General features: G+C 48.5%; 21 protein-coding genes. 8 read left to right on the top strand and 13 right to left on the bottom strand.

The genetic code is table 11. The annotated features are described in order from the left end of the window. Window positions 1–45: 45 nt before the first annotated feature. The 4 genes from DU002_RS08140 to DU002_RS08125 are packed head-to-tail and all read right to left on the bottom strand — an operon-like array spanning window position 46 to window position 2,716. A complete protein-coding gene (locus DU002_RS08140; RefSeq protein WP_114337876.1) occupies window positions 46–528 on the bottom strand; it encodes a YcgN family cysteine cluster protein in 483 nt (160 codons plus the stop codon). After that, window positions 518–1,414 (bottom strand): transporter substrate-binding domain-containing protein, encoded by an 897-nt coding sequence (locus tag DU002_RS08135; protein ID WP_114337875.1) that lies wholly within the window; start codon window positions 1,412–1,414, stop codon window positions 518–520. The genes DU002_RS08140 and DU002_RS08135 overlap by 11 nt, the downstream gene beginning before the upstream one ends. Window positions 1,415–1,442: 28 nt before the next feature. After that, window positions 1,443–2,441 carry a lytic murein transglycosylase gene (locus tag DU002_RS08130; protein WP_114337874.1) on the bottom strand — a complete coding sequence of 333 codons (999 nt, stop codon included), beginning with the start codon at window positions 2,439–2,441 and terminating at the stop codon, window positions 1,443–1,445. Further along, a complete protein-coding gene (locus DU002_RS08125) occupies window positions 2,438–2,716 on the bottom strand; it encodes a YcgL domain-containing protein (RefSeq protein ID WP_114338075.1) in 279 nt (92 codons plus the stop codon). The genes DU002_RS08130 and DU002_RS08125 overlap by 4 nt, the downstream gene beginning before the upstream one ends. A gap of 161 nt (window positions 2,717–2,877) precedes the next feature. Here DU002_RS08125 and minC point away from each other — a divergent pair, with 161 nt between their 5' ends. Genes minC through minE form a run of 3 tightly spaced genes read left to right on the top strand, consistent with a single transcriptional unit; the run spans window position 2,878 to window position 4,695 of the window. Beyond that, window positions 2,878–3,585, top strand: a complete 708-nt coding sequence (minC, locus tag DU002_RS08120) for a septum site-determining protein MinC (protein ID WP_114337873.1) — start codon at window positions 2,878–2,880, stop codon at window positions 3,583–3,585. Between the two features lie 27 nt (window positions 3,586–3,612). After that, window positions 3,613–4,422 carry a septum site-determining protein MinD gene (gene minD, locus DU002_RS08115; protein WP_114337872.1) on the top strand — a complete coding sequence of 270 codons (810 nt, stop codon included), beginning with the start codon at window positions 3,613–3,615 and terminating at the stop codon, window positions 4,420–4,422. Between the two features lie 6 nt (window positions 4,423–4,428). Further along, the gene (gene minE / locus DU002_RS08110; protein ID WP_114337871.1) at window positions 4,429–4,695 is read left to right on the top strand and encodes a cell division topological specificity factor MinE; all 267 of its coding nucleotides are present in this window, start codon (window positions 4,429–4,431) and stop codon (window positions 4,693–4,695) included. A gap of 66 nt (window positions 4,696–4,761) precedes the next feature. Here the strand turns inward: minE and rnd are convergent, their stop codons facing one another. The 9 genes from rnd to DU002_RS08065 all read right to left on the bottom strand — a co-directional run bounded on the left by rnd (window position 4,762) and on the right by DU002_RS08065 (window position 13,765). Continuing rightward, window positions 4,762–5,925 carry a ribonuclease D gene (rnd, locus tag DU002_RS08105; protein ID WP_114337870.1) on the bottom strand — a complete coding sequence of 388 codons (1,164 nt, stop codon included), beginning with the start codon at window positions 5,923–5,925 and terminating at the stop codon, window positions 4,762–4,764. A gap of 65 nt (window positions 5,926–5,990) precedes the next feature. Next, window positions 5,991–7,664, bottom strand: coding sequence for a long-chain-fatty-acid--CoA ligase FadD (gene fadD / locus DU002_RS08100; protein ID WP_114337869.1), 1,674 nt, complete (start codon window positions 7,662–7,664; stop codon window positions 5,991–5,993). 188 nt (window positions 7,665–7,852) lie between these two features. Further along, window positions 7,853–8,683 carry an alpha/beta fold hydrolase gene (locus DU002_RS08095; RefSeq protein ID WP_158538003.1) on the bottom strand — a complete coding sequence of 277 codons (831 nt, stop codon included), beginning with the start codon at window positions 8,681–8,683 and terminating at the stop codon, window positions 7,853–7,855. An 11-nt stretch (window positions 8,684–8,694) separates the two neighbouring features. Then, window positions 8,695–9,555 (bottom strand): class I SAM-dependent methyltransferase, encoded by an 861-nt coding sequence (locus DU002_RS08090; RefSeq protein ID WP_114337867.1) that lies wholly within the window; start codon window positions 9,553–9,555, stop codon window positions 8,695–8,697. 45 nt (window positions 9,556–9,600) lie between these two features. Next, on the bottom strand, window positions 9,601–9,909 hold the full coding sequence (locus DU002_RS08085) for a hypothetical protein (protein WP_147271811.1): 309 nt from the start codon (window positions 9,907–9,909) through the stop codon (window positions 9,601–9,603). Window positions 9,910–9,987: 78 nt separating this feature from the next. After that, window positions 9,988–10,686: a tRNA (adenosine(37)-N6)-threonylcarbamoyltransferase complex dimerization subunit type 1 TsaB gene (tsaB, locus tag DU002_RS08080; RefSeq protein ID WP_114337865.1), complete on the bottom strand. Its 699-nt coding sequence runs from the start codon at window positions 10,684–10,686 to the stop codon at window positions 9,988–9,990. A gap of 74 nt (window positions 10,687–10,760) precedes the next feature. Beyond that, window positions 10,761–12,713 (bottom strand): ATP-dependent DNA helicase, encoded by a 1,953-nt coding sequence (locus DU002_RS08075; protein ID WP_267896994.1) that lies wholly within the window; start codon window positions 12,711–12,713, stop codon window positions 10,761–10,763. Between the two features lie 75 nt (window positions 12,714–12,788). After that, window positions 12,789–13,205 carry a hypothetical protein gene (locus DU002_RS08070; protein WP_114337864.1) on the bottom strand — a complete coding sequence of 139 codons (417 nt, stop codon included), beginning with the start codon at window positions 13,203–13,205 and terminating at the stop codon, window positions 12,789–12,791. 161 nt (window positions 13,206–13,366) lie between these two features. After that, complete coding sequence (locus DU002_RS08065) at window positions 13,367–13,765, bottom strand: hypothetical protein (protein ID WP_114337863.1); 399 nt, start codon at window positions 13,763–13,765, stop codon at window positions 13,367–13,369. A gap of 465 nt (window positions 13,766–14,230) precedes the next feature. Here DU002_RS08065 and hisG point away from each other — a divergent pair, with 465 nt between their 5' ends. From hisG to hisH, 5 genes are read left to right on the top strand one after another with little or no spacing between them, the layout of a single operon-like run. Then, a complete protein-coding gene (hisG, locus tag DU002_RS08060; protein ID WP_114337862.1) occupies window positions 14,231–15,127 on the top strand; it encodes an ATP phosphoribosyltransferase in 897 nt (298 codons plus the stop codon). A gap of 5 nt (window positions 15,128–15,132) precedes the next feature. Further along, window positions 15,133–16,428 carry a histidinol dehydrogenase gene (hisD, locus tag DU002_RS08055; RefSeq protein ID WP_114337861.1) on the top strand — a complete coding sequence of 432 codons (1,296 nt, stop codon included), beginning with the start codon at window positions 15,133–15,135 and terminating at the stop codon, window positions 16,426–16,428. Further along, the gene (gene hisC / locus DU002_RS08050) at window positions 16,425–17,492 is read left to right on the top strand and encodes a histidinol-phosphate transaminase (RefSeq protein ID WP_114337860.1); all 1,068 of its coding nucleotides are present in this window, start codon (window positions 16,425–16,427) and stop codon (window positions 17,490–17,492) included. Before hisD ends, hisC begins: the two co-directional genes overlap by 4 nt. Continuing rightward, window positions 17,489–18,559 (top strand): bifunctional histidinol-phosphatase/imidazoleglycerol-phosphate dehydratase HisB, encoded by a 1,071-nt coding sequence (gene hisB / locus DU002_RS08045; RefSeq protein ID WP_114337859.1) that lies wholly within the window; start codon window positions 17,489–17,491, stop codon window positions 18,557–18,559. Before hisC ends, hisB begins: the two co-directional genes overlap by 4 nt. Continuing rightward, a complete protein-coding gene (hisH, locus tag DU002_RS08040; protein WP_114337858.1) occupies window positions 18,559–19,170 on the top strand; it encodes an imidazole glycerol phosphate synthase subunit HisH in 612 nt (203 codons plus the stop codon). The genes hisB and hisH overlap by 1 nt, the downstream gene beginning before the upstream one ends. The last annotated feature ends 1 nt before the right edge of the window (window position 19,171 follow it).

Raw genomic sequence — 19,171 nt, 5'->3', positions numbered from 1 at the left:
ATCACGTGCATCAATCTGGGTGGCTATCTGCTTAGCCACCCTAGATTAATCTTCCTCCACAACGGTGCTACCGTTACCCTCTTCATCCAACGGCCACCAAACAATATGCTCCGCTAGCGTTGGTCCGGCGTCTTCTTCTAGTACCGTTTTACCTCGCACCGAGTGACCTAATTGATGCATCGTTTCAGAGGTGCCGGTAATCAATGGATGCCATCTAGGCAGATCTTGACCTTCCGCCAAGCGACGATAAGCACAGGTCGGAGGCAGCCAATGAAAAGACTCAATATCATTCAAAGTGACTTTCACACAGTCATCTACTTGCGAGAAGCGATCGGCATAGTTAGAGCAAGCACAGCTGTGACTGTCCAAAAGGCGACAAGCTATCTCGGTGAAATAGAGCTCATCCGTGTCATCGTCAATCACCTTATGCAAACAACACTTTCCGCAACCATCACAAAGAGATTCCCACTCTTGCTCTGTCATCTGCGCTAGAGTCTTGTGACGCCAAAATAGTGTCTTAACGGCCATTTGATGACTCCAGGAATGTCTGCTTAAAACGCTGTCTAAATACCTTCTGCAAACTTTCAGGTAATCCAGCCAGGTGGGCATCTAAGTAAGCAGGTTGCACGACCAGATCAGCTAATACCTGATTGAATTGCTCAATGGCTCTCTGCCCTTGCGCCGTTTTAGCACAGGCCAGGTGCCCGGTCGTCATCTCATTGCTCTCTTTCAAACTCACACTGGATAGCACCAACTCATGCTCCGCGACGTAGTGATCGACCACTTCCGGATACTCCAGCACATAATCAACCCGCCCTTGAGACAACATATCCAGCAAGCCTTCAGCCATATCATTAGCGCCTCGCACATAGAGTTTATAGCGCATCTCCGGCTGCTTAATGATCGCATCAATCTCTGCACCATAAGCTCGGCCAGACACGACGCCAAGCCTTCCAGCGGAGTCTGCGCCTAATATATCAGCCAAGCTGACAGCCCTGCTCGATGAAATATGAGCAAGTTCAGCTTTAACCTTTTCATTATTGCTCAAGTAATACAGTTTCAGACCAAAATAGAGCGAAAACGGCTCACTAAAATAGAGCTCTTCAGCACGTTTAGGGGTTAACAGAAGGTTACTAACGCAGCCTGCCCTTTGCTCTCTAATCTGCGCTATTGCTCGGCCCGTATTACTTTGCAGTAACTCGACCTCTGTTTGCTTGCGCCACTCCGGCAGCAAAATCCGCAACAGCGCATACTCTGTCGAATGCCAGCGTGTTTCATCGGTATCATCAAAATCACTGACAGCGAAATCGACCCAAACATTCACCGGCTCAGCTGCGGATACGACTCCACAAACCATAGAAAGATAGACGACGCTGACAGCGGCAACCCAGCGAGTAACAAGGCGTTTTAACATATAATAAGTGTATCTAATGATGGCTTATTTAGAGTGATGGATAACGAATACGATCAGACAAATAGCCAACGGTACAAGCAAAGTAATAGGAGCGATTCCAGCGCATCAGTACATCAAAATTGGAATACGCTAAAAATACACGACCATCAGTATCATCAGGAATGATCAAAGACGCCTGAATTGGATTAACCGGCAAGTCGCTGCCGTCATAACGTCTCACACCTTTAGCTTGCCACTCCGCTAACGTATATTTGGTTTTGATACCCGCCACTGCGGTATCTATCGTTTGTGGCACCTTGACCTGACGCCCCCAAGTTAACGAATCATCCCAACCACTTTGGCTCAAATAATTGGCGATAGAAGCAAATGCATCTTCCTCACTGCCCCAAATATCTTTCTTGCCATCGCCATTGTAATCCACAGCGAAACTAAGGAAAGAGCTCGGCATGAACTGGGTTTGCCCCATGGCTCCGGCCCATGAGCCTTTGAACTTATCAATGCTGATATGCCCCTGATCGAGGATGATCAGCGCATTCATTAACTCTTTTCGGAAGAACTCTGCCCTACGCCCTTCAAACGCCATGGTGCTGAGCGCTGAAACAACGGGGAAATTTCCCTGATAACTGCCAAAATTTGATTCTGAACCCCATAAAGCAACAATAAAGCGGGGTTGGACGCCGTACTCAGAACCAATTTTGTCTAACACACGGCGATGCTTTTTATAGAGTTCACGGGCCTTTTTTACTTTCCAATCAGGCACCCGCTTAGCCATATAAGTATCGAGCGTCGACTTCTTAAATTCTGGCTGTGCTTTATCTTGCTTGACCGCTCGGCGCATAAAAGTCACATCGGCGAATGCCGCTGCGATGATCTCAGGTTTGATCCCTTCATCGGCAGCCTGCTGTTTCATCTGTTCGATAAAACCGTCAAACCCCTCAGGAGCAGCCTGGTTAGCTGCCACATTTAACGTGGTCAATGAGATCACAACAAAAAACAGCAGCGAAATGCTGCGAGAAACACTCATCATTCTTCTATGCCCTTAGCCAGTCGGTGCGCTTTCAACAAATTATCCACAGGAGGTGGTAATTGAAGGTAAAAACCATTCTCTACCAATTCAGCTTTCACACGTTTGATATCAGCAAACCCCAAATGTTCACGTTTATCTAAATTAATTACCATCACCAATTCAGGGGCTAAAAACTGTGCCAAGAGCGCTTCAGGTACTCTTTCGAAATCATCTTTACGTTCAATATAGAGGTAACTGCCTGTTTTTTTGCTGCTCTTGTAGATCGCACACCACATAGTTGAAAAATCTCGCTGAAACTTACTTGCCATAAAAGGGGCGCAGACTATACCATGACCACACCAACTTGGGACACAAAACCCAGTAGATTAGCGGCGTCAGACCGTACAGGGTCATTTAAGACCGAGCAAAATATTACTAAGACAGGTATCGTCTTCTTATGTCGCAAACCGCGCTCGAATTGAAAGGCAGTGCATTTACCCTTTCAGTTCTGAAACTTAGCAGTACCGAAATCGATGCCATCGCGGCGCAACTTGAACAAAAAATTGCTCAAGTCCCTCACTTTTTCGATCGAGCCCCTATCGTTGTTGATCTTGAAATGCTTGCTGAACAGAGCATTGACTTCGAGGCATTAAAATCATGCCTAGAGCAACTTCGACTGGTGCCAGTGGGCGTCACCAACGCCGATGACAGCCAAAAGCTGGCGGCCAAAGCGGCAGGGTTCGCTTCATTAACCCGCCCCAAAAGCCAAACAAAGCAGGAAACCAAACCGACAGCGGCAGCACCAACCACTGAAAAGGTAGCAGAGCCTGGTCGCCAAGAGACCATGGTGGTAAGACAGCCGGTGCGGTCTGGGCAACAGATTTATGCCAAAGACTGCGATTTAATCGTCATGGGACAAGTGAGTAACGGCGCGGAAGTCATTGCCGACGGCAACATTCATGTCTATGGCACCCTACGAGGGCGTGCCATCGCAGGTGCGAAAGGCGATCTCGATGCAAGAATATTTTGCCAGAACTTGCAGGCCGAACTGGTTTCGATCTGTGGGCATTACTGGCTTAGCGATGCTTTGCAGGAAAGCCACTGGCAGCAAGCCACGGCTATCTATCTGCAAGATGAAAAATTGACTATCGACACATTGAATTAATAACGAATTCAGACAGGAACATAAATTATGGCACGGATAATCGTTGTCACTTCGGGTAAAGGTGGTGTGGGTAAAACCACCACCAGCGCGGCCATCGCAACCGGTTTGGCGCTAAAAGGCAGTAAGACTGTCGTTATCGACTTCGATGTAGGTTTACGAAACTTAGATCTGATCATGGGTTGTGAACGCCGCGTCGTCTATGACTTCGTTAATGTGATCAATAACGAATCGAATCTGAATCAGTCACTGATAAAAGACAAACGCGTAGATAACCTCTATATCCTGCCTGCATCCCAGACTCGGGATAAAGACGCCCTCACCAAAGAAGGTGTTGGTAAAGTACTTGAAGAACTAGCAGAGACCTTTGATTACATCATCTGTGACTCCCCTGCAGGTATTGAGATGGGCGCACAAATGGCACTCTACTTCGCCGATGAAGCAGTTGTCGTTACCAATCCTGAAGTCTCATCTGTACGCGATTCAGACCGCATCCTGGGGATTTTAGCAAGCAAATCTCGCCGTGCTGAGTCTGGTGATGAGCCGGTTAAAGAGCACTTGCTGCTAACTCGTTACTCGCCCGCCCGTGTTGAGCGCGGCGATATGCTCAGCGTAGAAGACGTTCAGGACATTCTGGCAGTGCCACTGTTAGGCGTTATCCCTGAGTCACAAGCCGTCCTAAAAGCATCAAACTCAGGCGCGCCTGTGATCCTCGATGAAGAGAGTGACGCAGGACTGGCATATCAAGACGCCGTCGATAGATTGCTTGGCAATGAAGTGGACTACCGCTTCCTTACTGAGCAGAAAAAGGGAATTTTCAAACGTATATTCGGAGGATAACCGGACATGTCTTTGTTGGACTACTTTCGTTCTACCAAGAAGAACACGGCCTCTTTAGCTAAAGAGCGCCTACAGATTATTGTTGCCCATGAGCGCAGCCGTCGAAATAGCCCCTCTTACCTACCTCAGTTAGAGCGGGATATTCTTGAAGTGATAAAACGTTACGTTGAAATCACTCCCGATCAGGTGAGTGTTTCCTTAGATCAAAAAGGCTCAGATCTATCGGTATTGGAACTCAATGTGATGCTGCCGGACGATAAGCGTCAGTCATAAACAAATATGAATAATAAAAAACCACCGCTATATCGTGGTGGTTTTTTTATTTTTACTGATAACAAATCATTCGCTGGTTGAGACTTTGTCAATTAGCGCCTGACACACAGCTGCAAATAGAGGCTGACGCCAACCGATAGTGATTGCTGGCTCACCTCTTGCTGCACGCTCTTCAGCATCCCATTTCCATATATAACTAAGAAAATCATTTAGAAGGCGCTTTGACGCGACTAATTCGACCGGCAGCTGGCTCTTTTCTGCAGCAGCTAACGCCACATCTTTCAATTGCTTCAACGCCGGCTTATAACCAGCATAATCCACGAGACGTTTAAGCTTCGCCGGTCGGCTTGTTTGGGGCCAAGACTTACCATGCTCAACTAATTCAAGCAATTTTGCGGCATACCGCTTCACCAATGCCGGCGGTAAACCACTGAGCTGTCGTAAGTCATGCATCGATTGCGGTTGACGCTGAGCCAACAAGATCAACATTTCGTCTTTACAAACGAAACCAAGTGGCAGATCCCTGCGCGCAGCTTCACTGTTTCGCCAATTAGCCAACTCTTGCAGGATCGCCAGCTCTTCCGAATTCAATAGCCAGCTATTCTTGATATCACGATATTGCAGTGCTGCTGGAGTCACCTTTAACCGCTCACTGACAAATCGAGCACACTCTTCTGTGCACGCTTCTTGCCACCCCTGCTCCGACAGTTTATCAACTAGCAAAGGGTATATTTTGTAGAGGTAATCAACATCCAGCGCAGCATATTCCTGCTGGGCATCGGTCAATGGACGCTGCAGCCAGTTAGTCCGCGCGTGCTCTTTGGCCAGCACTTTGCCCAGTAGCAGTTCAACTAGCTTACCGTAGCCAGGGTTAATGGCTAGGCCTGTAAATGTTGCCGCGATCTGAGTATCAAACAATGGTGCAGGAACGACATCAAGATGGCACCGAAAGACTTCAAGATCTTCACCACAGGCATGCAGAACTTTCACTATGCTCTGGTCTGCAAGCAATGCAGCAAACGGTGAGAGGTCACGAATCAGCAAAGGATCGATCAAGTACACCCCCACACCATCACACACTTGGATCAGCCCCAGTCGCGGATATAGGGTACGCTCCCGAACAAATTCGGTATCAATCGCCAGCATGTCGCATCTCTGCCAGTTACGACAGAGTTCTATCAGCCTGGCATCGGTTTCGACATATTCCGTCGCAGCAAAATTGTTATTCAAAGGAAGGTCTTAATTAGATAGGCGATGCCCCAATGTTAACGGGGCAACGCCTTGGGATAAAGCGATTAAGCGGATTTAACCTCTTCGTCACGCAATTCTCTGCGTAAAATCTTACCCACATTACTCTTTGGCAGTTCATCCCGAAATTCGATGATTTTTGGGATCTTGTAGGCGGTCAAATTCTTCCGGCAATGCTTAAGTATCTCTTCCTGCCGCAATGCTTCATTTTTTCGCACAATAAACAGTTTTACTATCTCCCCACTCACCTCGTGGGGAATACCAATAGCGGCGCACTCCAATACATCCGTATGCAGCGCCACCACATCTTCAATTTCATTTGGAAATACGTTAAAGCCACTCACCAGAATCATATCTTTCTTCCGATCAACAATCCGGAAAAAACCTTCATCATCAGCCGTTGCTATATCCCCAGTACAAAACCAGCCATCGTGCATCACTTCAGCGGTAGCCTCAGGCCGCTGCCAGTAGCCTTTCATCACCTGCGGGCCTTTAACCTGTAGCTCTCCAGGTGCACCAATCGGTTGCTCTTTACCCTCGTCATCAACAACTCGCACTTCTGTTGAAGGTGCGGGCAAACCAATCGTGCCACTAAACCCGGTGCAATCATACGGCGAGACCGTAACTAAAGGCGCGCACTCGGTCAGCCCATATCCTTCAAGCAGTGGCTTACCTGTCTCTTGCTGCCATTTATCTGCGACTGCACGTTGCACTGCCATACCACCGCCCAAAGAGAGGCGCATTTTTGAGAAGTCTAAGTCGGAAAAACCTTCGGTATTCAGCAGGCCGTTAAATAAAGTATTTACCCCGGTGATCACTGTAAATGGATATTTTCCCAGCTCTTTAACAAAGTTAGGCATATCACGGGGATTAGTAATCAACAGGTTTTTCGCGCCCAGCTTCATAAAGGTCAGCATGTTCGCTGTCAGCGCAAAGATGTGGTAAAGCGGCAACGCCGTCACGACAAATTCTTTGCCTTTCTCCAGCAAGGGACCTATCACCTCAGACACTTGTTCTAAATTCGCCACCATATTGCGGTGGGTCAGCATGGCGCCCTTTGCTACCCCGGTGGTACCACCGGTATATTGCAAAAAGGCTAGGTCATCCCCAGTCAGCTCAGGCTTGATGTACTGCATGTACTTGCCACGCGCGAGCGCATGACGCAAAGACAAAGCACCGGGCAAATTGTATTTCGGCACCATACGTTTTACGTAGCGAACAACAAAGTTAACTAAAGTACGTTTGGGTGCACTGAGCTGATCACCAAGTTTGGTAAGGATCACATGCTCTACCGGCGTTTCAGCCACAATCTGCTCTAATGTATGCGCAAAGTTAGACAGAATAATGATGACCTTGGTACCGGAATCGGTCAGCTGATGTTTAAGCTCGCGCGGCGTGTAGAGAGGATTAACGTTAACGACAACTAAACCAGCGCGAAGAATGCCACACAAAGCAATTGGGTATTGCAACAGGTTGGGCATCATAACCGCAACACGGTCACCTTTCTTCAGCCCCAAGTCTTGTTGCAGGTAGGCGGCAAAAGCCCGCGATTGTTCCTCGAGATGACGATAAGTCATCGTTTCACCCATATTGATAAAAGCAGGCTGATCAGCAAACGAGCCAAACGCCTCTTCAAAAATATCAAGTAGGGATGAGTAGTGGTCAGGATCGATAAATTCAGAAACCCCTTTCGGGTAACGTTTCAGCCAAACCTTCTCCACAGGCTTCTCCTTCTCTACAGGTGTTTAAGACACCATTAATTATGATTTTAGCTGTATTAGCACAAACAGGCAGGGTCGCTGGCTAACACCTTATCCAAGCAAGTATGCATCGAACGAGTCAGAATATAAAACGCGCGTTTAAAGTATTTGCTCCAGGGCACATTTTAGTACAAATTTAAGGCATCTGCTTAAACAAAATCACGGATTAGCTCTACCGTATCACCTCCCCTTTCCATATGTAGGTGATGCCCTCCAACAAGTTGCTTATGCCGGGCATCGGCAAACCAACCTAAACGCTCATGGATGGCCAATTTTACCTCTTGAAAGCCACTTTGCCCCTCAATGATCAATGTAGGGCAGCGGATCGCTCTTACCCATGCTTCCGCCTGTTCGGAGGTTATACGCAATGGTGATAGCGTTCTAAGCTTGGGATCAGAGCGCCAATACCAACGCCCGCCGTCCTTTATCAAATTTCGCTCAACCAATAACTCTGCGGCTTCTCTAGGCAAACAGGCTTGCGCCGCCATCCGCGCCGCTACAGCATCAACAATCGAATGGTAACAACGCTTCGTTACCGCTTGTTTACGCCGACTAATCATCGCTTTACGCAAGATCTGCGGGGCACTCTCGGCAGGCCATGCCATAGGACCAACCGCTTCAATAGACACCAAGCGCCTCACTTTTTCGGGAAAACTGCCAGCATAAATAGAGGCCACCAGACCACCTAAGCTATGGCCAACTATCGAAAGTTTGCTGTCAAACAGACGCTGCACCCCATACAGATCATCGACGTAATCAACTAAATGGTAATGTCCTTCACGGTGTGCGGAACCACCATGTCCGGGCCAATCTATTGCTAACCAAGGCAATGAAGGGGCCGCCTGCATCATTGGAATAAAGCTCGCTGCGTTGTCTAACCAACCGTGTAGACAAAGCAGTGGATTGTCCGGCACCGACGCAGATGTAGAAAGGGCCGCGATAAGGCGACCCTCTACATTCAGTTGATGTTCATAAATCAAACAACGACACCTTATGGCTGTTTGACGAATTTCAGCGTCATACGATCACTTTCACCGATCGCCTCATACTTGGCGCGGTCTTCGTCACCCATGGCCAGTGATGGTGGTAACGTCCACACTCCCTTTGGATAATCTTTGATATCTGCAGGGTTAGCGTTCACTTCCGATTGATCAACCAATACAAAGCCGGCTTTCTGCGCCGCCGCAATGGTTCGCTCCTGACTGACATAACCAGATTTTGCTCGCGCTTTATCATCTTCCGCTGGTGCAGAACGATGCTCCACCACACCAAACACGCCACCCGGCTTTAGCGCGTCAAATGCAGCTTTGAATACCATCTCTAACTCACCATTCATCTCCCAATTGTGGAGATTACGGAAGGTCAATACCATGTCAGCAGAGTTCGCAGGCGCAATGCTTAGCGTTGCCGGTGGTGCCAAAGTCGTTTCTTTCACGCCTCCCCACCACTCAGCATTGGTGTCCAGCTTTTCTCTATATGCCTTTCCAACTTTGGCGCGATAGGCTTGGCGACGGTTATCTTCATCAATACCATCAATCTGAAAACTTGCTGCAATTAACTGACCTTTGTCTTTCAAGTACGGCGCCAGTATTTCTGTATACCAGCCGCCGCCAGGCCATAGTTCGACGACAGTCATATCAGGCTTTAAACCGAAAAAAGCGAGCGTTTCTACTGGGTGACGATATTGATTTCTAGCTCGGTTTTTCTCACTGCGACGACTGTCATCGGCAATCTCTTGCAGCTTTTCATAGCCAGCGGGGGTGGTTTCATCAGCCAGAACATTGGCCGAAAAGCCAAGACTAACTGAGGTTAACAACGCCGCAACTGTAACTCGATTGAATCTGGTGATCATGAAGCTTCCCTCGGAGTATTGTATTTATTATTTTTTATTGCCTGATTAGGCGTATAGGTCGATACCAAGCATACTACTCAACTGCTCTCGTTGAGGCGCTGAATCAATATCTTGGTACACATCTACTGCTCGTAGATTTTTTGAACTGGGTTGGTCATAACTGGTCGCCTGCGCCTGCAGTAAGCTTAGCGCGAGCTGTTGTTGATCGGCGACAGAAGCACCTTGCGTGCTGCCCACAGGGGCTACGTCGGCAGCGGCAGACGACACCGATGCCTTGGTTTCATTTCCACTCGCCGTTTTCGGTACCGCCGGTCCCGAATAAGCGAAAAATGGATTAATTGATGATATCTGCACGTTCCACAACTGAATTAACGGTCACAGGCTAAATAAAACAGCTTTTCGGGCACGTTTCAAGCTTCTCTCGTGAAGTTGCTAGCGCCCTGGCAGTTTCTGCCAGGTCACTTCATTGCGAAGGTAGATAGGTTCAACCTCTGCACAATCCTGCAGCTCACCGTTAACTAACCTTGGCAGCGCCAAACGCGCCATGCTGGCTGCGTTTGGAAACAACACCCGTTCACTGATATCAACCTGTTCAGCTAATTCAACCAGAGATGAGCCATAAGTTTGCCACCCTGAACCGACACCACACCAATGGCCATGCAGCGGGTCTTGTTGAAGCAACACCTCTGGTTTAATCACTTTTTCGGACCATACCGGCCGACAGCTCCCCTGTTCAACCTCATAAGCTGCCACATAAATTTCCGACATACGGGCATCAATCGCCGCAATCACCTTGCTCACTTGGTGCTGCTGATTGGCCTGTAACGCCATCGCTTCTAACGTGGACACGCTAATCATTGGCAAGTCAGCCCCCAAAGCTAAACCTTGGGCAAACCCAACGCAGATACGCACGCCAGTAAAGCTGCCTGGACCACGGCCAAATGCAATGGCATCCATGTCACGGATACCGTAACCAGCCTCGGCTAATAGCTCATCCACCATGGGCAACAAACGTTGACTATGTTCACGGGGCGCAAAGCACTCACGTTCAATAACCTGGTCGCCATCCAAAATGGCTGCCGAGCAAACTTCTGTGCATGCATCTAAAGCTAGGATCTTACGGCTTGTCATACTCACGAATACTTTTTCCAAACAATTAAAACTTGTATTAACTAATGCACATAACTAGAGGCGTTGAGTAACAGCTATGCCTGCAACTCACTCTCAGTCTCGCCTTCCTCGGTGCCTAATTGACGCAAAAACTGGCTTGCTTTGTCCTCGCACCTAGTGCGGGGCATCGGTGGTAAACTCGCCAGGAAAACCTGACCGTAACGTCGAGATACCAAACGACCATCACAGATCATCAGCACCCCTTTATCATGAATATCACGGATTAATCTACCTGCGCCCTGTTTCAAGGTTAACACGGCCTGGGGAAGTTGAACTTCCATAAAAGGATCTCCACCTCTGAGGCGGCAGTCTTCTATACGTGCTTGCAGCAAAGGCTCATCAGGGGCGGCAAACGGCAATTTATCAATAATGACGCAGCTTAATGCGTCGCCACGGACATCAACCCCTTCCCAAAAACTTGCTGTTGCCAACAACACGGCATTTCCAGCAGCGACAAATTCTTCCAGCAACAAACGCTTAGGCGCTGTCCCCTGCACCAACACCGGAAAATCAACCAGTTCGGGTAATAGATCAGCAATTTGGTTCATCATGCGATAACTGGTGAACAGAAAAAAACAGCGGCCTCCACTGGCTTGAATTTGCGGTAAAGCTGCTAGCAAAAGATCCTTCGCCTGTAGCTTAGGGCCAGGCTCAGCAAGCTTACGCGGCACATAAAGGAGGGATTGGGTTGGATAATCAAACGGACTAGGCAAAAACAAGGTTCTGGCATCTTTAAGCCCTAACTGTTCGCTGAAATGTTCAAAACTATCTCCGACCTGCAGCGTTGCCGAAGTAAATACCCAACTGGCTTTTAGTGCACCCATGTGTTGGCTGAAACGCTCTGCCACATTCAGCGGCGTAATATGCAGGGAGACATGACGCTTGGTGGTTTCATACCAATAGCTATAACCCAGCTCATTCACATTGCAGATCTTAGCCAGTGCCGACTTATAACTGGCTCCTCGCTCAAACAGTACATCCAGTTCTTTACTGCGACCCACTGCCAGTTTCATCACATCATAACCAAAACCGATAGCATCAATTAACCGCTCAACCCCCATCTCCACGCCAGCATCTTGACTCTTCACGCGCCAATTGCCTCGTTCTGGGTCTACACCGAATTGCAGCCTGAGGTCAGCAGCTGCTTTCTCCATCATGTCAGCCGCCTTGCCTAACTGCTTCATATCTTTTAATTCGGTCAGATAGACACGCCGTAGATCCTTAGCTAGTTCAACAATCTGGCGACTAGAAACGGTTTCACCGAAATAACTGGCCGCGATGTCAGGAAGCTGGTGCGCTTCATCAAAAACAACAAGCTGGGCATCGGGGATCAGTTCACCAAAGCCAACGTCTTTAAGCACCATATCAGCGAGGAACAGATGATGATTAACCACCACCAAATCCGCATCCTTGGCTTTTTTACGCGCTTTAGTGAGATAACACTTTTGAAAGTCTGGACAGTCTTTGCCGAGGCAATTATCTACGGTGCTAGTGACATAAGGTAGCGCTCGGCTGTCTTCTGCAATGTCAGCCAGTTCACCGATATCACCATTTTCCGTCTCGTTACTCCAGCGTTTGACCCTTACCAACTCATCAATAAGCACTGGATCGCGAATTTCTGACTGCTGAAAAAGGTGCTGCTCCAAGCGATAACTGCACAAATAGTTAGCGCGTCCCTTTAGCAGCGCAATGTCCAAGGGCTTTGCCAGTGCATCACGGATCAGAGGCAGATCACGATGGAACAGCTGCTCCTGTAACGCCTTGGTACCCGTCGATAAAATCACCTTCTTTTCCGATTCAATCGCAGGCACCAAATACGCAAACGTTTTACCTGTGCCAGTCCCAGCTTCAATAATCAACTGCCCTTTAGCATCAATGGTTTTGCCGATCGCTTCGGCCATTTTACGTTGCGACTCACGCGGTGAAAAACCATCAATAGCCTTAGAAAGGGGGCTGTCAGACTGGAAAAAGCGGGTAATAGGATGCAAGTTCTGAACTCTAAAGAGGAGATAGAGATATTCTACGTGAGATAGGCCGCCGCCCCAAGTGGATTTATCGCCAAATCAGCTCTGAGACTTAATCAACTCGCCATCTAAAAGAACCGTATCAAAGTGGCTAAATCTAAGTTTGAACAACAGCTTATTTGGATACACGTCTTGTCGCATTGGCCACTCTTTCTCATTATCAAAAACGAAGCCGCTTTCGGAGAGTACCACCGCATGAGCTTGTTTCTTCTCATTGAAGGTAAACCAAACGGTGCCACCAATTTTCATCGCTAACGAGTAAGCAAAATCTTCACAATCGCCAGAGAAGCCACTCTCAATATCGGTGTAAATACGAACTTCGTTCTCTTGGTCTGTAACATATTCAAAATTGTCACGGGCTTCATGAAATATGGAAATACTCTGTTTTAGATCTTCAAGGCCCGCTTGCACACTGAAAAAGGGGAGGATCAAGATAATGAAAACAAAGAGGCGCATCACTCAAGTCCAATCACTGAGGTTATGATGCCTGACACCCTATTGGTTGTTAAAAAGTTGTAAAGACTGAATCAGTAAAAGTATGAGATTGGTTGGTAATTCTTTGTCTACGGATAAACTTTACACAATCATTAGCAATAACTACAGTAGGTTACATAGATTCAGGCAAAAACATCTAAATGCTTGCGCGGCGATATTTCAGGTGTGGATGTTGAATGAATTTTTTTACTTTTGGCAGGCGCTACCTTCGGTTCTATTTGACCACTTAACACCCTTTCGATAGCTTCAGCTAGCATGCTTTTGCTAGGCTCAACCTCTTCACCCTCTTCCATATCGCCAAACTCATATGCAATCGTTCTATTCTGGTGGGCGTCGCGCATCTTCTCTTTCAGAGCATCAAGATAGGTAAGATTTTCCATCTGCTCAGATTCAGTGCGCGACTCTTCATCCCTATTCGATATTGGCCGCTTGCTAACGCGACTGACCGTCAACCCACTCTTGGTCATCGGTTGTGTGTAGTTAATATTGGGAATGAAAGGAATCAATAGATCCTGACTCATTACAAGCGCCTCCACTACGCCTTCATTGATTAAATTATCGTCAATTTTGAGAAAAACTTAAGTTTTTATAGCGTTACTCTTGATCTATCGCTGTAAACTACGAGCCAGGAAATCGTTCCACCGAATCAATTTCGCATTGAAAATCATTAAAAATGCATCTTTATGCACTTTATTCTGCTTTTAATCACAAAAAACACTTGAAATCCAACGCAGCCTTGGTTAGCTTGAGCACATCAAATTAGTGCCTGCTTAGGCGCGGTTTTAACCAATCATGACAGACACGGATATTTCCATGACTTTATTTCTGAAAGCAGTGATCCATCATCACCATCATCACGAACACTAGCCTTTCAGGAAGATTGTTCGCTGGAGGCTATATAGATGCCCTCCGGCGGTCACACCAGACATACAACCCTCGGAATGCATCGCACCGAGGGTTTTTTAATTTTGGACAAGGAAAAACAGATGACTGACAACACGCGCTTACGCATCGCGATTCAAAAAAAGGGTCGCCTAAGCGACGAATCAAAAGCTCTGCTGAAGGCCTGCGGCCTGAAAATCAACATGAAAGGGGAAAGCCTAATCGCTCATGTTGAAAATGCACCGATTGATTTGTTACGCGTACGTGATGATGACATTCCGGGACTGATCATGGATGGCGTCTGTGATCTTGGCATCGTTGGCGAGAACGTGTTGGAAGAAGAGTTGCTGATGCGACAGCGCGCCAATGAAAAATGTGATTATGTACCACTGCAAAAAATGGCCTTCGGCGGCTGTCGGCTCTCTCTTGCTGTCGACAAAGAGTTCGATTACCAAGGGCCGGAGTCACTCGCGGGCTTGCGCATCGCTACCACCTACCCTGAACTGCTACGTCGTTACTTTGACGAGAAAGGGATCAATTTTGATGTCTGCTTGTTAAGCGGCTCGGTCGAAGTTGCTCCTCGCGCGGGACTGGCAGATGCGATCTGTGATTTAGTCTCTACAGGCGCCACGTTAGAAGCTAATGGCTTGGTAGAAACTGATGTCATCTATCGTTCACAGGCTCGCCTAATACGCCGCGGCGGTGATTTTGGTGATGACAAGCAAGCGCTACTGGATAAGCTCCTGACCCGTATGCAGGGCGTCATGCAGGCCAAAGAGACAAAGTACATCATGCTGCACGCGCCAAAAGATAAGCTGGATACCATTACCGAACTGCTGCCGGCAGAACATCCAACAGTGATGCCGCTGGCTCACGATGACGAAAACGTTGCTATCCACGTTGTCAGTACTGAAAACCTGTTCTGGGAAACTATGGAACAGTTAAAAGCCTTGGGTTGTAGCTCAATCCTCGTGCTCCCGATTGAGAAAATGATGGAGTAAGCCTGATGCGTACAGTGTATTGGGATCAACTATCAGCAAGAGATCAAACCGAAGCATTATCGCGCCCAGCGATAAATGCTGGCGACCAGATCCACGATGCCGTGGAACAGGTATTAAGCAAGGTACGTCGTCATGGTGACCAAGCGCTGAAACAGCTGACTGAAAATTTTGATGGCGTAAAGCTGGATTCAATCAAAGTCAGTGCAGCAGAGATCAACGCAGCGGCAGAGCAAGTCGATGAATCGCTGAAACAAGCGATCCAACAGGCCTGTGACAATATTCATGCATTTCACGAAGCGCAACGTCCAACCGCCCTTGATGTTGAAACCCAACCTGGTGTGCGCTGCGAAATGGTCTCCCGTCCAATAGAGTCTGTCGGCTTATACATCCCCGGCGGCACGGCACCATTGGTGTCTACGGTAATGATGTTGGCCATTCCCGCCAAAATCGCGGGTTGTCGTCGTACAGTTCTAGTCTCACCCCCTTCGATTGCGCCAGAAATACTCTATGCAGCAAAGCTTTGTGGTGTAGACGAGGTCTACTCTTTGGGTGGTGCACAAGCGATCGCAGCACTTGCCTATGGCACTGAATCCATCGCCAAGGTTGATAAGATTTTTGGTCCAGGCAACAGCTATGTCACCGAAGCGAAACGCCAGGTGAGTCAGAGCCACGATGGTGCAGCCATCGACATGCCAGCGGGTCCATCAGAAGTGTTGGTGATCGCAGACGAAGAAGCGAACCCTGACTTTGTCGCAGCCGATCTGCTATCGCAAGCCGAACATGGTGCCGATAGCCAAGTGGTTCTAGTCACGCCGTGTGACGCCATGGCCGCGGCGGTTTCTGCAGCGGTACAGCAGCAACTTGCCGAACTCAGTCGTGAAGATACAGCAGCGAAGGCCATCGCTAACTCTGTCATTATCATCTGTCACGATCTTACCCAAGCGGTGGCGATCAGTAATCAATACGGCCCTGAGCATCTGATTATCCAGACCCGTGAACCGAGAGCGCTGCTCAATGATATTCAACACGCGGGTTCCGTGTTCTTGGGTGATTGGTCCCCTGAGTCTGTCGGTGACTATGCCAGTGGTACTAATCACGTATTACCCACGTACGGCTATGTACGCACCTACTCCAGCTTAAGCCTCAGCGACTTCTCGAAGCGCTTTACTGTACAAGAACTCACCGCCGATGGCCTGAGTCAGTTGGCTCCGTGTGTCACCCGAATTGCCGATGCTGAAGGGTTAGATGCACACAAACGCGCAGTGACCATCCGCACTGAATTTTTGGAGGGCCTATCATGAGCCTGGGTGAAAAGCTTATCCGCCCAAGTTTAAAAGACTTGGTACCTTACGAAAGCGCTCGCCGCATTGGTGGCAATGGCGATGTTTGGCTCAATGCCAATGAAAACCCTTACAGCAGCGAATTCAATTTGGATTGTAGTCGCTTTAATCGCTATCCAGAGTTCCAGCCCACGGCAGTAATAGATGGCTATGCTGAATATACCGGCTTAAACGCTGACCAAGTGCTCTGCACTCGCGGCGCAGATGAAGGGATCGAATTACTGATCCGTACCTTTTGCGATCCAGGCAAAGACAAAGTCCTTATCTGTCCGCCAACCTATGGCATGTACGCCATTAGCGCCGAAACCAATGCAGTTGAAGTGGTCAAAGTGGTCGTCGATGAGGTATTCCAGCCTGATGTTGATGCCATCAAGGCACAAGCGGATGGGGTCAAACTGGTGTTTCTTTGCTCACCCAATAACCCAACCGGTCACTTGCTTGAAAGAGACCGCTTGCTAGCCCTGCTGGATCTGTTCGCAGACAAAGCCTTGGTGGTGGTCGACGAAGCGTATATCGAGTTCGCTGCGGATACCTCAATGCAGGACCTGCTCAACGATTACCCTCATCTGGTTATCTTAAGAACCCTGTCAAAAGCGTTTGGTTTAGCGGGGTTGCGCTGCGGTTTCACCTTGGCTTCAGCAGATATCATTCAGCAAATCAGTAAAGTGATTGCCCCCTACCCTGTGCCAGAGCCCGTTGCCCAAGTGGCCGCACAAGCACTCTCTACGGCAGGGTTAGAACGGATGGCATCGCAGGTTGCAGAGCTAAATGGCTATAAACAGCATTTTGTTGAAGCCCTTAAGGCGTTAGGTGCTGATGCTTGGCCGTCTGCGGGTAACTTTGTGATGATTAAGACTCAGGATCCGAGCGCCTGCATGAAAGCAGCGATGGATGCGGGAATAATCCTGCGCGATCAAAGCAAACAGATGAAACTCGACGGCTGTGTCCGTGTCACTATCGGCAGTCAGCAAGAGATGGAACGTACCCTTGCTGCGTTACGGGTGTTTTTGAAGGAGGCAGCATGAGCGCCGAAAAGATCCTGTTTATTGACCGCGACGGTACCCTTATCGTCGAACCCCCAACAGATTTCCAGGTCGACACATTGGAAAAGCTGGTTTTCGAACCACTGGTGATCCCATCACTATTAAAGCTGCAAGCCGCTGGCTACAAGCTGGTGATGGTCACTAATCAGGATGGTTTAGGCACTGACAGCTATCCGCAAGCAGATTTCGACCTGCCCCATAATAAGATGATGGAGCTGTTCGAAAGCCAAGGCGTAAAGTGGGATGACGTACTTATCTGTCCTCACTTCGATGAAGACAACTGCAGCTGCCGCAAACCTAAACTGGGCTTGGTCAAACCATATCTGAAAGAAGGTCGCGTAGACTTCACCAACAGTTACGTGATCGGCGACCGAGAAACCGACATGGCGCTGGCAGAGAACATGGGGCTTGATGGCCTACGCTATCATCCAGAGACATTGAACTGGACCCATATTGTGGATCAGTTACTGAACCAGTCACGCACCGCGTGTGTCGAACGCAAAACTCGCGAAACCAATATCCGCGTCGAAGTGAACCTCGACAAGCAAGGTGACAATGAATTTGGCACTGGCGTTGGCTTCTTTGACCATATGTTGGAACAGATAGCCACGCACGGCGGGTTTCAGATGAAGCTCAGTTGTGATGGTGACCTGCATATTGACGACCACCACAGCGTTGAAGATTGTGCGTTGGCGCTTGGTGCAGCACTAAAGCAAGCGCTGGGAGATAAACGTGGCATTGGCCGCTTTGGTTTTGTACTGCCGATGGATGAGCTGGAAGCCAGCTGCACCATGGATCTTTCAGGTCGTCCCTACTTTGTTTTTGAAGGCGACTTCAGCCGTGAGCAAGTGGGAGAGTTAGCGACCGAGATGGTGCCTCACTTCTTCCGTTCGCTCAGCGATACCATGTTGGCAACACTGCACCTAAAAGTGGGAGACGGTAACTGTCACCACCAAGTCGAAGGGTTATTCAAAGCCTTTGGTCGCACCCTCAGGCAGGCGATCACTGTCAGCGGTGATGCGTTACCGAGCAGCAAAGGGGTGCTTTAATGACCACAGTTAATACCGCGCAAAAAGTCGTTATTATTGATACTGGCTGCGCCAATATCGCATCAGTAAAATTTGCCGTGCAGCGTTTAGGCTATGCCGTCGAAGTTTCAGCAGATCACGACACCATAAAAAATGCAGACAAAGTGTTTCTGCCCGGTGTTGGAAGCGCTTCGGAAGCGATGAAAAATATCCAGCAACGGGACTTAGTTGCGCTCGTACAGCAACTTACTCAGCCGGTCCTTGGAATATGCTTAGGCATGCAATTAATGGCATCTCACTCAGCGGAAGGGGATGTGGCTTGCCTTGATTTAGTACCGACCGAAGTGGCGGCACTAGAGGGCGGTAACGGCTTACGTCTGCCGCATATGGGTTGGAATGCGATAACGCCAAATAAGGGGCACCCTCTTTTTAAAGATATTCCGAACGGCACCTATTTCTACTTTGTACATAGCTTTGCCGTTCCCGTCGGTGACTACACCGCCGCGAGCAGCGAATATGGCCAGCCGTTTTCAGCTTCGATTAGCCGCAATAACTTCTTTGGCGTGCAGTTCCACCCGGAACGCTCAGCTAAAGCCGGCGCGCAATTGATCAAAAACTTTTTGGAGATGTAAC

This window comes from Corallincola holothuriorum (assembly GCF_003336225.1).
In the GTDB taxonomy this organism is placed as follows: domain Bacteria; phylum Pseudomonadota; class Gammaproteobacteria; order Enterobacterales; family Neiellaceae; genus Corallincola; species Corallincola holothuriorum.
This window is presented reverse-complemented; position numbering and strand designations above follow the sequence as displayed.

What these genes read in the sequence shown, in the direction of transcription:
- DU002_RS08140 (WP_114337876.1), bottom strand. Translation starts at nt 528, where the DNA reads ATGGCCGTTAAGACACTATTTTGGCGTCACAAGACTCTAGCGCAGATG.
- DU002_RS08135 (WP_114337875.1), bottom strand. Translation starts at nt 1,414, where the DNA reads ATGTTAAAACGCCTTGTTACTCGCTGGGTTGCCGCTGTCAGCGTCGTC.
- DU002_RS08130 (WP_114337874.1), bottom strand. Translation starts at nt 2,441, where the DNA reads ATGATGAGTGTTTCTCGCAGCATTTCGCTGCTGTTTTTTGTTGTGATC.
- DU002_RS08125 (WP_114338075.1), bottom strand. Translation starts at nt 2,716, where the DNA reads ATGTGGTGTGCGATCTACAAGAGCAGCAAAAAAACAGGCAGTTACCTC.
- minC (WP_114337873.1), top strand. Translation starts at nt 2,878, where the DNA reads ATGTCGCAAACCGCGCTCGAATTGAAAGGCAGTGCATTTACCCTTTCA.
- minD (WP_114337872.1), top strand. Translation starts at nt 3,613, where the DNA reads ATGGCACGGATAATCGTTGTCACTTCGGGTAAAGGTGGTGTGGGTAAA.
- minE (WP_114337871.1), top strand. Translation starts at nt 4,429, where the DNA reads ATGTCTTTGTTGGACTACTTTCGTTCTACCAAGAAGAACACGGCCTCT.
- DU002_RS08090 (WP_114337867.1), bottom strand. Translation starts at nt 9,555, where the DNA reads ATGATCACCAGATTCAATCGAGTTACAGTTGCGGCGTTGTTAACCTCA.
- tsaB (WP_114337865.1), bottom strand. Translation starts at nt 10,686, where the DNA reads ATGACAAGCCGTAAGATCCTAGCTTTAGATGCATGCACAGAAGTTTGC.
- DU002_RS08070 (WP_114337864.1), bottom strand. Translation starts at nt 13,205, where the DNA reads ATGCGCCTCTTTGTTTTCATTATCTTGATCCTCCCCTTTTTCAGTGTG.
- DU002_RS08065 (WP_114337863.1), bottom strand. Translation starts at nt 13,765, where the DNA reads ATGAGTCAGGATCTATTGATTCCTTTCATTCCCAATATTAACTACACA.
- hisG (WP_114337862.1), top strand. Translation starts at nt 14,231, where the DNA reads ATGACTGACAACACGCGCTTACGCATCGCGATTCAAAAAAAGGGTCGC.
- hisD (WP_114337861.1), top strand. Translation starts at nt 15,133, where the DNA reads ATGCGTACAGTGTATTGGGATCAACTATCAGCAAGAGATCAAACCGAA.
- hisC (WP_114337860.1), top strand. Translation starts at nt 16,425, where the DNA reads ATGAGCCTGGGTGAAAAGCTTATCCGCCCAAGTTTAAAAGACTTGGTA.
- hisB (WP_114337859.1), top strand. Translation starts at nt 17,489, where the DNA reads ATGAGCGCCGAAAAGATCCTGTTTATTGACCGCGACGGTACCCTTATC.
- hisH (WP_114337858.1), top strand. Translation starts at nt 18,559, where the DNA reads ATGACCACAGTTAATACCGCGCAAAAAGTCGTTATTATTGATACTGGC.